General features: G+C 51.1%; 10 protein-coding genes. 5 read left to right on the forward strand and 5 right to left on the reverse strand.

The genetic code is table 11. From position 1 onward, the window contains the following. Positions 1-118 precede the first annotated feature (118 nt). The 5 genes from AC6B99_RS19125 (at position 119) to AC6B99_RS19145 (ending at position 6746) form a co-directional block, all read left to right on the forward strand. Entirely contained in the window at positions 119-1123 is a 1005-nt protein-coding gene (locus AC6B99_RS19125; protein WP_496664007.1) for a FecCD family ABC transporter permease, read from the forward strand. Between the two features lie 2 nt (positions 1124-1125). Beyond that, positions 1126-2142: an iron chelate uptake ABC transporter family permease subunit gene (locus AC6B99_RS19130; protein WP_494878229.1), complete on the forward strand. Its 1017-nt coding sequence runs from the start codon at positions 1126-1128 to the stop codon at positions 2140-2142. A 115-nt stretch (positions 2143-2257) separates the two neighbouring features. Continuing rightward, positions 2258-3244 carry an iron-hydroxamate ABC transporter substrate-binding protein gene (locus AC6B99_RS19135; protein WP_496664008.1) on the forward strand — a complete coding sequence of 329 codons (987 nt, stop codon included), beginning with the start codon at positions 2258-2260 and terminating at the stop codon, positions 3242-3244. 348 nt (positions 3245-3592) lie between these two features. Beyond that, entirely contained in the window at positions 3593-5884 is a 2292-nt protein-coding gene (locus AC6B99_RS19140; RefSeq protein ID WP_496664070.1) for a glycoside hydrolase family 3 protein, read from the forward strand. A 187-nt stretch (positions 5885-6071) separates the two neighbouring features. Next, a complete protein-coding gene (locus AC6B99_RS19145) occupies positions 6072-6746 on the forward strand; it encodes a nitroreductase family protein (RefSeq protein WP_494858188.1) in 675 nt (224 codons plus the stop codon). Positions 6747-6841: 95 nt separating this feature from the next. On the opposite strand, the gene AC6B99_RS19150 is transcribed toward AC6B99_RS19145, so the two are convergent. The 5 genes from AC6B99_RS19150 to AC6B99_RS19170 form a co-directional block, all read right to left on the reverse strand. Next, positions 6842-7780, reverse strand: coding sequence for a ribose-phosphate diphosphokinase (locus tag AC6B99_RS19150; protein ID WP_056029736.1), 939 nt, complete (start codon positions 7778-7780; stop codon positions 6842-6844). Between the two features lie 312 nt (positions 7781-8092). Then, positions 8093-9286, reverse strand: a complete 1194-nt coding sequence (gene fabV, locus AC6B99_RS19155; RefSeq protein ID WP_056029733.1) for an enoyl-ACP reductase FabV — start codon at positions 9284-9286, stop codon at positions 8093-8095. A gap of 165 nt (positions 9287-9451) precedes the next feature. Next, positions 9452-10111 (reverse strand): hypothetical protein, encoded by a 660-nt coding sequence (locus AC6B99_RS19160; RefSeq protein ID WP_056029730.1) that lies wholly within the window; start codon positions 10109-10111, stop codon positions 9452-9454. Between the two features lie 143 nt (positions 10112-10254). Further along, positions 10255-11007 carry a glucose 1-dehydrogenase gene (locus tag AC6B99_RS19165; protein WP_056029727.1) on the reverse strand — a complete coding sequence of 251 codons (753 nt, stop codon included), beginning with the start codon at positions 11005-11007 and terminating at the stop codon, positions 10255-10257. A 121-nt stretch (positions 11008-11128) separates the two neighbouring features. After that, positions 11129-12529: a response regulator transcription factor gene (locus tag AC6B99_RS19170; protein WP_056029724.1), complete on the reverse strand. Its 1401-nt coding sequence runs from the start codon at positions 12527-12529 to the stop codon at positions 11129-11131. Between the last annotated feature and the right edge of the window lie 2 nt (positions 12530-12531).

A 12531-nucleotide genomic window follows, 5' to 3' on the forward strand; every position in this document is an offset into this window, starting at 1 on the left:
TAATCCATATGGCAATCTTGAATTATGTCATGTACGGGAAAGCGGGAATCGTTATAATGAAGAAGATGATAATGATTATCAATATTGGTATTCGAGGAGGCTTTACGGGTAAAAGCGTATGAAATGGAACAAAGGATATACGATTAGTTTATCGCTTATTGCAGGCTGCGCATGGCTTGTGTTCTCACTGTTTATAGCGGTGTCGGGTGGCGCGAAGGAAATAGATTTGCATACGGTTTGGACGGCTGTTTTCGATTATAATGCCAGCTTGACGCCGCATCAAATTATACATGAGCTGAGACTGCCGCGCGTATTGGGCGCAGCACTTACGGGCATGGCCTTTGCTGTAGCCGGAGCTATTATGCAAGGGGTAACCCGCAATCCAATGGCGGATACGGGCTTGCTGGGCGTAAATGCCGGGGCGGCTTTCGTTGTAGCGCTTTGCTTTGCGCTGCTTCCAGCGTTATCCTATTCGCAATTAATGCTGCTCTCCTTCGTCGGCGCTGCTTTAAGCACCTTGTTCATCATGCTGCTGGGCTCGGCGGCTCCGGGCGGGCTTACTTCGCTGCGGCTGACGATTGCTGGCGCTATTGTTGCTGCTATTTTGCATTCGCTCAGTTCTGGCATTGCGATTTATTTTGACCTCAGCCAGGATTTGGCGTTCTGGTATGCAGGCGGTGTAGCGGGAATTAAGTGGATGCATTTGAAGCTGCTGGCCCCCGTTATACTTGCTGGCCTGGCAGGTGCAATGCTGCTCGGACGCCCCATTACGTTTCTCTCTCTTGGTGAAGAAGCGGCGACGGGACTGGGCATTAAAACAGCCCGCATCCGCATACTCGGCCTGCTCATTGCTGTAGTGTTGGCAGGAGCTTCGGTGTCGGCTGCCGGCTCTATCGCTTTTGTCGGGCTTGTTATCCCGCATATTGCCCGCCGAATCGTTGGCGTCGATTACCGGTTTGTGCTGCCACTTTCGGCGCTGCTTGGCGGAAGCCTGCTCGTCTGGGCTGATTATGCCTCGCGTATGGTCAATCCGCCGCGGGAATTTGCCATTGGCGCAATGGTCGCTATGGTCGGCGTTCCATTTTTCCTCTATTTAGCACGTAAAGAGAGGAGGGAGCTGTAGTCATGGATCAATCGGCATACCGAGCTCGCAGAGCGATTACGGTAAGCATCGTCATGTTTATTTTGGCTATTGTGGTCATTATGATTGGCTTAAACACAGGGACGATTCGCTTATCGCCGCTTGCGGTTTGGCAGACGCTTCTGGGCGGGGGAACGACGGAGGAGCAGATGATTTTATTCGACTACCGGCTGCCGCGCATCATTGTCACGATGCTTGGCGGCATCGGGCTTGGCGTAGCCGGAGCGGTGCTGCAGGGCGTATCGCGCAATGCGCTGGCTGATCCGGGCATATTGGGCCTGCATGCCGGAGCAGCCTTCGGGCTAATCGTATTTGTCTCCTTCTTTCGGACGATGGAGGGCTCGCTTGCGATGCTTATTCCGATGTTCACGTTTGCCGGAGGCAGCGTGATCGCCATCATCATTATTTTGCTGGCGTATGACAGGCAGCGGGGAATTATGCCGATTCGGCTCATTCTTGTAGGGATTGCGGTAGAAGCAGGCGTAAGTGCGATTACGTTGTTCCTATCCCTTAAGCTTGACCCGGATACGTATGCTTTCGCTGCTCGTTGGCTCGCGGGAAGCGTGTGGGGCAGAGATTGGATCAACGTCTGGGCACTGCTGCCGTGGATCGTTATTTTGATGCCGATCATTTACTTAAAATCGAAGACGCTGGATTTGTTCAGCTTTGGCGATGAAATTGCTTCAGGCGTAGGCAGCAGCGTTACGCGAAATCGGCTGCTTATGATTATTCTTGCCGTAGCTTTGTCCTGCGCCAGCGTCTCCATGACCGGCGGTATTGGCTTTATCGGTCTCGTAGCTCCACATTTGGCACGCAGGCTAGCAGGTCCTCAGCATCGCTATTTTTTGCCGGCGGCGGCTAGCATCGGGCTTGTAATACTCGTAGCTGCGGATACGATTGGACGGTCTATTTTTCAGCCTAATGCGATTCCAGCAGGTGTCATCGTTGCCCTTATTGGCGGGCCATATTTTCTGTACATGCTGTTCAGGAAGAAAGTTTGAGCAGGTCATGGCAGTGAAGAAGGGTAGATCGGATAGGTAAGGAAAGGTTTTGCAATAACTAACAGTAGACGCTGAACGGACGTTCAGACGATGAATATGGGGGACTTAACGAGTTATGAAAAAATCATGGTTTTCTTCTAAAGCGCTGCTGACGCTAATCAGCCTAATTGTCGTGGCAATGCTGGCGGCTTGTGGACAGGCTGCCTCGCCACAAAGCACGAATGGGAGCAATGCAGGCCAAGGGGCCGAAGCTGCTGCAGAAGCGAGTGCTTCACCAAGCGCTGAACAAGTGGAGCCGCATGGCCCTGATGTGAAAATCGCCTCCATGTCGATTCATATTACGAACAATCTGCTTGCTCTAGGAATTAAACCAGCTGGCTCGGTTGTCGGCGGCGATGTGAAGGACTTCCTGCCACATGTGGCGGATCGTCTGGAAGGCACGGCGAAGCTTGGCGTTGTTACAGATCCGGATATGGAAGCTGTGCTGGCGCTGAAGCCTGATGTTATCTACATCGATGAAGTGTACTCCGGCGCAGACCTTGCCAAATTCGAGAAAATTGCCCCGACGATTTCCATCGATATGGATAATGGCACTTGGAGAGATCATTTAAAGCGGATTGCCGAGCATGTCGACAAGCAGGCGGAAGCGGAGCAGTTTATTAAAGATTATGAAGCGAAAGCGGATAGCGTGAAGTCGCTTATTAACAGCAAGCTTGGCGCTGATGCCAAGGTGATGGCAATTCGCACAACAGCGAAGGAGCTTCGCGTCATGGGCATGAAACGTCCGGTAGGACCGATTATGTTCGAGGATTTGGGTCTGACTCCGGCAACGGGCGTTGAAAAAATTACGGATGAGCCTTATGCCGTCATTTCGCAGGAGGTGCTGCCTGATTTTGACGCAGATGCGATTTTCGTCATCATCAGCAAAGGCAATGAGGCGAAAGCGAATTTCGAGCAGCTGGAGCAAAATCCAGTATGGCTCAACCTGAAAGCTGTAAAGAACAACCATGTCTATGTGCTTGACGGGCAAAAGTGGCTCGATTATTCGTCGCTAGGCCACAGCATGGCGCTTGACGATGCGCAGAGCCTGTTCGAGAAATAAACGAATAAGGCAGTGGGCTGGGTTAATAAAACGGTGATGGAACAGAATTCACCGACCGATCATCTAATGGCTGCGGAGCGCGAATAGGCTCTGCGGCCTTTTTTTCAAAATATAAGAATTTATTAGGCTCTTCCTTGAAATATAGGAAAGGATATTGTAACGCTATCCTTTCTCTATATTTCTCGGATTGAAAAGCGCTGCGCTGCAAGAGGATGGCGACAGCCGTTTCACCTTGATAATAGTCTTAATATCACAACTAAAAAGTCGGAATACGATTAGCCTGGGCAGGGCGGAATTCGCTATACTTAGAAGGTGAGCAACACATCTACAGGCAAGCGAAGGGATGGGATCGGTTTGGCAGACAAGCGTGATCAGGCTACGACTATTCAATATATTCATAATAAAAATGGGCCGAAGCTCGGCTATTCCACCTTGTCCGGCGTCCGTATTTTGGAGCAGGACGGTTTTTATTTTAAAGATTTGAACAAGGATGGCAAGCTGGATAAATATGAGGATTGGCGTCTTAGTCCGCAGGAGCGGGCCGAAGATCTCGCTTCGAAAATGAGCGTTGAGCAAATCGCCGGGCTTATGCTCTACAGCAGCCATCAGGCTGTTCCGGCTAGCCTGGGCTGGCACCCCGGCACCTATGGGGGCAAAGCCTACGCGGAAAGCGGCGCGGACTCGCATGCGCTGACGGACCAGCAGCTTGCTTTTCTGGAGCAGGATCATTTGCGCCATGTGCTGCTGACGATGGTGGAAAGCCCGGAAACGGCGGCGCAGTGGAACAATACGATGCAGGCATACGTTGAAGGCTTAGGGCTGGGCATTCCGGTAAATACGAGCTCAGATCCGCGGCATGCGACGGATTCGACGAAGGAATTTAATGCCGGAGCTGGCGGCAGCATCTCGATGTGGCCAGAGACGATGGGGCTTGCCGCTACGTTTGATCCGGAGGAAGCGAAAAAATTCGGCGAGGTTGCAGCGAAGGAGTATCGGGCACTTGGCATTGGCACGGCGTTGTCGCCACAGGTCGATATTGGCACCGATCCGCGCTGGTTCCGATTTGGCATGACGTTCGGCGAAGATCCCCAGCTGTCCACCGATATGGGCCGTGCTTATATTGACGGCTTCCAGACGTCGGAGGGTGAGCAAGAAATTGCCGAAGGCTGGGGATATGACAGCGTGAATGCGATGGTGAAGCATTGGCCGGGCGGCGGCTCGGGCGAAGGCGGCCGTGATGCGCATTTTGGCTATGGCAAATATGCCGTTTATCCAGGAGAGCAATTTGAGCAGCATTTGCGACCTTTTACGGAAGGGGCGTTCAAGCTGGATGGCAAGACCGGAAAAGCTTCTGCGGTTATGCCTTACTATACGATTTCGCAGGGACAAGACCCGGTTAATGGCGAAAATGTCGGCAACTCCTACAACAGCTACCTCATAAACGATTTGCTGCGCGAGCAGTACGGCTACGATGGCGTCGTCTGCACAGACTGGGGCATTACTGCAGATGAAGGCGATGACATTACGAGGCTGATGAGCGGCGGCCGCTGCTGGGGTGTGGAGGAAGGCTACAGCGTAGCGGATCGCCATTACAAGCTGCTCATGGCTGGCGTAGACCAATTTGGCGGCAACAATGAGACGGGTCCGGTTATTGAAGCTTATCAGATCGGCGTGCAGCAGCATGGCGAGGCGTTCATGCGCAGCCGTTTCGAGCAATCGGCGGTGCGGCTGCTTAAAAATATTTTTCGGCTTGGCCTCTTTGAAAATCCTTATTTGGAAGTGGCGCAGACGGCTGCGACGGTCGGTTCCCCGACTTTCATGGCGGCAGGCTATGAAGCCCAGCTGAAATCGATGGTACTGCTGAAAAATAAAGGGCAAACGCTGCCGCTGCCTGCTGCAAGCGGGCGCCTGAGCGTCTATATTCCCCGGAAGTTCCGGCCGGAGGGTGCGAGCTGGCTCGGCCTGCCGACACCGTCCTTCGAGGGTTATCCAATTAGTGTGGATACGGTCCAGAAGTATTTTGACGTGACGGACAACCCTGAGCAGGCGGATTTCGCATTGGTGTGCATCGAAAGCCCGCATAGCACGATGGGCTACAGCAAGGCAGACGCCGAAGCGGGCGGAAATGGCTATGTGCCGGTCAGTCTTCAATACCGTCCGTATACGGCTGTGCATGCACGTGAGACGAGTCTTGCAGGCGATGCGCGCGATGTGCTGAATCGCAGCTACAAAGGGAAGACGGTTACCGTTGCCAATGAATCCGATCTGGATATGGTGCTGGACACGAAAACGAAAATGAAGGGCAAGCCCGTTATCGTTTCGATTACGCTCAGCAACCCAGCGGTAGTCGCTGAATTTGAAGCTGAAGCGGATGCTATTATTGCCCATTTTGGCTTGCAGGAGCAGGCGCTGCTGGAGACGCTTATCGGTGCTTCCGAGCCATCTGGTCTGCTGCCATTCCAAATGCCGCGGGACATGTTGACGGTAGAAGAGCAGTTTGAAGACACGCCGCATGATATGGATGTGTATGTGGACACAGCAGGCCATGCGTACGATTTCGGCTACGGGCTGAACTGGAGCGGTGTCATTCAGGATGCAAGGACGGCAAAATATGCTGGCGGCAAGCACAGTACGAAATAACATGCCGATTAATAGCCTATGTATGGCTAATCAACAACGCCCGCCACTGTCAGAAAGCTGATGCTGGCGGGCGTTGTTCGCCTGTTCACAAGTGTTAGGAGCCTGGCAGGCGGCATAAAGGCGTCCCCTTGTTTCAAGCCGAAAATTCCATTATGATTAATTTATCGGTTTGGAAAGGAAGCGAAGCATGAACGATTACGAAGCAAACAAACAGCAGATCCTGGACGCGTTGTGGTTCAGGCATGCGACGAAGGAATTTGACCCCGAGCGAAAAATATCCGATGAGGATTTTCATTTTATTTTGGAAACGGGCAGGCTGTCTCCTAGCTCCATTGGGCTGGAGCCATGGAAATTTATCATTGTTCAAAACCAGGAGCTGCGCGCGAAGCTGGCTGAAGTATCCTGGGGAGCGAAGAAACAGCTGGAAACGGCTAGCCATTTTATCGTTCTTCTAGCCCGCCGCAATGTGCGTTATGATTCGGAATATATGAAGTATATGTACACGCAGGTTAAAGGGATGCGCGAGGAAGTGTATCAGAAGGTGCCTGTTATTTATAAGGCTTTTCAGGAGTCAGATCTGCATTTGCTGGATAATGAGCGTACGCTGCTGGATTGGTCGTCGAAGCAAACGTATATCCCGCTGGCCAATATGATGACCGCAGCTGCGCAAATTGGCATTGATTCCTGTCCGATTGAAGGCTTTAATCTGGATCAGGTGCATGCGATTTTGGACGGGGAAGGGCTGCTGGAGGGCGGGAATATGGAAGTTTCCGTAATGGCCGCTTTTGGCTACCGGCTCGCTGAGCCAAAGCGCCCAAAATCAAGGCTGCCTTTAGAGGACATCGTGCAGTGGGTTGACTAAGTTTTTATAATAAAACGCATTGGAAGGCTGCTTGCTGGCAGCACTCCAATGCGTTTTTGCGTTGCCGCTATTGCGGCATGTATCGCTATAAAAGATTAGCCGCCGATTTTGAAGAGCTTATCGAGCGAGCCGCCTTCGGAAATGATCTTAATGGCGGTTGCAATGAGTGGCGACATCGGCAGAACGAAAAACTTGTCCGAATGATCGCTTAGGGCAATCGTATCCGTTACAACCACCTGGCGGATGTTCGGATGCGTCAGCTTCTCTATGGCGTTGGCCGAGAACAAGCCGTGCGTCGCGCAAACGTAGGCGTCATGAGCGCCTTTTTTGTGGAGCGCTTCTACGACGTTTACGATGGTGCTGCCTGTATCGATCAGATCCTCAATAATAATCGGCGTCATGCCTTCTACTTCACCGATAATATGGGTAATTTCCGATTGGTTGTGGGCAGGGCGGTTTTTGATCATAATCGCAAATGGGCAATCCAAATAGTTCGCCAGCTTCTCAGCCGTTGAAGCTCGTCCAGCATCCGGCGAAACGACGACGGGATTGACGATATTTTGGCTTTTCAAATGTCTGATAATGAGATCCAGAGCCGTCAGATGATCGACCGGAATTTCGAAAAAGCCTTGAATAGGATCTGCATGCAAATCCACGGTAATGATGCGGTGAGCACCGACCGTAGTCAGCACATCAGCTACCAGCTTGGCGGAAATCGGCTCACGAGGAGCGGATTTGCGTTCCTGGCGCGCATATCCATAATAAGGGATGACGAGATTGATGGTTTTGGCGGAAGCGCGCTTCGCCGCATCGATCATAATCATCAATTCCACTAAATGTTCATTAACCGGATGGGACAGCGCTTGTACAATAAAGACATGGCATGTCCGAATAGGTTCTTCATACGATACGTGAATTTCGCCGCTTTGCTGACGGGATATCGCTACATTGCCCAGCGGAATTCCGAGTGAACCACAAATTTCCTCGGCAAGCGCGCGATTGGATGATCCCGAAAATATTTTTACCTTCTGCATTGTGCTCCTCCTTCAAGTTTTGCGCAGCAAAACTACTTCGAAAGCATAAACTTAAGTTTTGCGCAGCAAAACGATTTCGCAAGCGTAAACTTAAGTTTGCTACGAAAAACTACTACATTCCATTATACATTGAAGGAGGTCAGATTCAAGTCATAGTTCGTTCAATTTAGGAAGCTAGCGTCCGTTTGGACGAGGGTTTTCGTTTAAAGGCAACAAGCCCCCGACTTGCTGGCAGCTGGTATATAAATACAAAAACAGCCTCCAAGTCTGCGATTAACGCAAGTGTGGAGGCTGTCTTATTAGTATTAGCGATTAACGAAGGTTAGGGATTGCAACATCCGGATTGGCATCAGCTTCATAATCAATGCCGTCGGTTTCAAAGCCGAATAGCTGGAAAAACTCTTTGCGGTAGCCAGCAAGGTCGGACAGCTCGTACACATTTTCTGTAGTCAGCTCTGACCATAGCTTTGCAACCTCAGCTTGAATTTCAGGTCTCATTTCCCAATCGTCAACGCGGATGAGGCCTCTGTCATCAACAAGCGTTTCTCCAGAAGCATTGTACAGGCGATCCGAGAACAGGCGGTACATTTGCTCAATGCAGCCTTCATGCGTTCCGTTTTCTTTCATTACCTTATACAGCGCGGAAATGTACAGAGGTACAACCGGAATCGCCGAACTGGATTGGGTAACGAGCGCTTTGTTGACGGAGACGTAGGCACGTCCGCCTTTCGTGCTGAGCTGCTCGCTCAGGCGCTTCGCCGTTGCTTCGAGATCATTTTTAGCATAACCAATCGTGCCTTCACGGTAAACCGCATGCGTAATTTCAGGTCCGATATAGGAGTAGGCAACAGTCGTTGCGCCGTCTGCCAGTACGCCTGCTTCCTCAAGCTGATCGATCCACATTTGCCAGTCCTCGCCGCCCATAACGGCAATCGTCTGGCTGATTTCTTCCTCAGTTGCTGGCTCAATCGTAGCTTCCGTTACATCGCCGCTGTGGAAGTTAACCGTTTTGTTCGTATAGGTTCCGCCAATCGGCTTAATGACCGAAGAAAAGGTTTCACCGGTTTTCGGATGGGTACGGCGAGGCGAAGCTACACTGTACACGACCAGATCAATGCTGCCCAGTTCGCTGCGGATCAGGTCAATCGTTTGGGCTTTGATCTCATCAGAGAAAGCGTCGCCAACGATGCTGTACGATTTGCGCCCAGCTTCAGCAGCGGCTTTCTCGAAAGCAGCGGAGTTGTACCAGCCTGCGGAAGCGGTACGCGCGCCTTCAGCGGCTTTGTCAAAATAAACGCCAATCGTATTGGCGCCAGCTGCAAAGGAGGAAACGATGCGCGATGCCAGACCGTAGCCTGTCGAAGCGCCGATTACGAGCACATTGCGCGGTCCTGCAATAGCTGGCTTGGATGCAACATACTTGATTTGACGAAGGACTTGCTCAGCGCAGCCTTCCGGGTGTGCTGTCGTACAAATAAAACCGCGTGTTTTAGGTTGAATGATCATATTTAATTATTCCTTCCTATTTGTAAAATGGGCTTGCTATCCATATTGCTGAACAATTCTCTACCATTTTACCGATTTTTCCGTTCAAATGGAAGGGCACGAAAAAACGCAAGACCGAGTAGAGTCGGCCTTGCGTGAGATGCTGCTGGAAAGGTTCAAGCGGGGTTATTCAAAATGCTCGCCGGCTGTTTTAATCTGGCTGGCAATTTGGACGATCGATTTGCCTGCTTCCGCCTGTTTTTTAAGCTGCGCTTCGGTAAGTCCCAGCGCCTTGGCTGCTGCGTTTAGCCTTACATTGTCTACCGCGCTGCTTTTGCTATCTGCGGCAGTTTTACTCGTCGTCGTTGTTTTTGTCGTAGTAGTGGTAGTCGTCGTTGTAACGTACTTTTGCTGAACGGCTTTTTTAACTTGTGTTTTCAGCTCATTTACGACTTGGGTCGATTTAGCTTGCGTCAGCTTGCCTGCTTTGACATTGGCTGCGATTTGGGTCGTTTGAATCTGCATTAAGCAGCTGATGACCTTGTCTGTAGATACGCCTTTCGAATTAGCAATCGTTTCCAGCGTTTTGCCTGCTTTCAGCTGAGTGTTCAGTTCGTCACGCGTTACATTCAGCAGCTTGAGCAGCGGTTGGCTAGTAATGATGGCGAACAGATCGGTTTTGACGGTAAAGCCGCCGCTTGTTGCTGTTTTAATCGCGGTTTGGCTGGAAGCCGTAATCGCTGCAGCTGTCTTGACTGGTGCTGCGGAATTTATCGTTTGTGCAGCAAATGCAGAGCTGGAGAAGGTAAGGGCAAGTCCCAGTGTAATCGGGATTAGTTTTTTCATCGTTCAATCACTCCTAAAGGTTATAGTTAGTTTGTATGTGCTTGCCGGCCTCTATAAGATAAGCGATAAAAGTGAAAAAACGGAGAAAGCCGGCAAAACAAAAAAATAACTTGGAGTGCTGAGCTAGAAGATTCCTCTACTTATTAATGGGCAACCCAGCCGCCGTCAATGACGAGCTCGGAGCCGGTGACGAAGCTCGACTCATCCGATGCGAGATACAGCGCGCCATAAGCGATGTCAGTTGGCTTGCCGAGCCTTGGCCATGGCGTAACCTGCTTGGCTGCTTCAAGTCCCGCGGGATTGGTCAGTTTATGCTCGGTCATCGGTGTTTCAATCATCCCGGGATGAATGGAGTTGACACGAATAAAGTCTTTGGCTAAATCGATCGCTGTCGTTTTTGTCAGCAGCCGCACGGCTCCCTTAGAGGCGTGATAGGCAGCTTCTCCACCTGCGCCAATGATGCCGAAAATCGAAGAAATATTAATGATCGAGCCGCCTCCGGCTTTGCGGATTTCAGGCACGGCGTATTTCATGCCTAGAAACACGCCGCGGGAGTTGACCGCCTGAACCTTATCCCAACGCTCCACCGTTTCCTCCTCCACGTTGAAGGGCGAAGCGATGCCTGCGTTATTGACCAAAATATTTAGTTTTCCATAACGATGGACGGCCTGCAGGGTCACATGCTGCCATTGTTGCTCCGACGAGACATCCTGAGCAAGTGGGTATACATCGCCGCCCGTTTCGCGAATAGCTTCAGCGGTTTCTTTCAGCGCGGCTTCCGATAGGTCTGTCAGCACAACCTTGGCGCCTTCGGCTGCGAAGACAGCGGCTATAGCGGCTCCAATTCCTCCGGCTGCTCCAGTGACAAGGGCTACTTTATTTTGCAATCGTTTCATGCCGTATGCACCTCCAGGTAAGTTATACAACTGTCTTTATATAACTAGGATAGGAGGAACGCTGGCGGCGGTAAATTCCAAATATTCAAGCTGGGTGTACGTTTTAGTGGTTAAAAGACGATTAGAGGCTCCCATTTAATTCCCGATAGGAGCTGGGCGTTATTCCCGTCGCTTTCTTGAAGACGCGAACAAAATATTTCACATCATTAAAGCCGACCAGCTCGCCAATTTCATAGACCGTTTGCCTAGAGGTGGAGAGCATTCGCTTAGCTTCCTCTACCCTCAGGTTTGTAACGAATACAGTGAAATTGACGCCATATTGCGATTTGAATAAGCTGCTCAAATAGGAGAAGGACAGCTGAAAGCGCTCGGCTGCCTCCAGCAGCGACAGGGAAGAGTTGCGATAGTTTTGTTCCACATATCGTTTAATGCTAAGTGCGGTATGGGAGCTGGAGCCATTCGTCGCCAGCACGCCATCTGCCAGCTTGTCAATAAGGGGCTCAAGCTGCTGCGAACGCCAAGCGGCCAGCGACACAAGCGTGTTCGTGCGTTTAAGCTCGTTCAACGATTGCAGTCCTTCCAGGCAGGAAGGACTCGTTGCATGTTTGCTGATAGAAATCCAGAGCTGCAAATACACAATCCACCGTTCCTCAAAGGTGTGGAACCGCTGCTCATATTCCTCAAGCAGCTTTAACACCGCTTGCTTGCCTTCCTTCTGAACCGAAAGTGCAAAGCTGTTCTCATCCTGTGGCGTCAAGCCCACCTGACTTGCGGTAGTCGAGCAACGCAGCATATGCAGTTGTTTTTCGGCTTCTCGGTAGGCTTGCTGCAAAGACTGGGCATCCCCATTAAAAATAGCACTGGATACCCTTGCTGCATTAGCTTCAAACGGAGGGAGGAGCTTCAGCCATTCGGCAAGCTTGTCCTTCTCGTCAGAAGCCGCGCAATACACCGTATGCGAGCCAAGCGGAATGGCGATGAGGGTAATCCCTAACGGAAGCTCGCTTTGCTGCGGAAGCGGCTCATTCGCAAGCAGCAGACAAAGGCTTGAATAAGGCAACTCCTCGCAGGCAGCCAGTGTCGTGTCGTCAAGAATAATTTCGCAAACACGATTTTTCAGCTCTATATTGCGCGTGCTGCTTTCCTTGTCTAGTTCAGCGGTCAGCTTCTCCATGGCGCGCGCTATTTCCTGGGGGTTAATCGGCTTCAGCAAATATTCTTTAACCCCGTAAGCAATCGCTTTTTTAGCATAACTAAAATCATCGTATCCAGATAAAATGATGCATTTTGGCTGCTTGCCGTTTGTGGCCGCAATCCGGCCCAGCATTTCAATGCCGTCCACCTTGGGCATTCGAATATCGGTAATGACGATATCGGCTTCATTGCAAGCCAGCCATTCCAGCGCCTCCAGGCCATCGCGGAAGCTGCCAGCATGCAGCAGGGGCAGCTCATTCCAAGGGATAACCTCTTCAATTCCTTTGCGAATCCATGGCTCATCTTCCACAATGATAGTCTTGTACATGA

This window comes from Paenibacillus liaoningensis, assembly GCF_059609455.1.

What these genes read in the sequence shown, in the direction of transcription:
- AC6B99_RS19125 (WP_496664007.1), top strand. Translation starts at nt 119, where the DNA reads ATGAAATGGAACAAAGGATATACGATTAGTTTATCGCTTATTGCAGGC.
- AC6B99_RS19130 (WP_494878229.1), top strand. Translation starts at nt 1,126, where the DNA reads ATGGATCAATCGGCATACCGAGCTCGCAGAGCGATTACGGTAAGCATC.
- AC6B99_RS19135 (WP_496664008.1), top strand. Translation starts at nt 2,258, where the DNA reads ATGAAAAAATCATGGTTTTCTTCTAAAGCGCTGCTGACGCTAATCAGC.
- AC6B99_RS19145 (WP_494858188.1), top strand. Translation starts at nt 6,072, where the DNA reads ATGAACGATTACGAAGCAAACAAACAGCAGATCCTGGACGCGTTGTGG.
- AC6B99_RS19150 (WP_056029736.1), bottom strand. Translation starts at nt 7,780, where the DNA reads ATGCAGAAGGTAAAAATATTTTCGGGATCATCCAATCGCGCGCTTGCC.
- fabV (WP_056029733.1), bottom strand. Translation starts at nt 9,286, where the DNA reads ATGATCATTCAACCTAAAACACGCGGTTTTATTTGTACGACAGCACAC.
- AC6B99_RS19160 (WP_056029730.1), bottom strand. Translation starts at nt 10,111, where the DNA reads ATGAAAAAACTAATCCCGATTACACTGGGACTTGCCCTTACCTTCTCC.
- AC6B99_RS19165 (WP_056029727.1), bottom strand. Translation starts at nt 11,007, where the DNA reads ATGAAACGATTGCAAAATAAAGTAGCCCTTGTCACTGGAGCAGCCGGA.
- AC6B99_RS19170 (WP_056029724.1), bottom strand. Translation starts at nt 12,529, where the DNA reads ATGTACAAGACTATCATTGTGGAAGATGAGCCATGGATTCGCAAAGGA.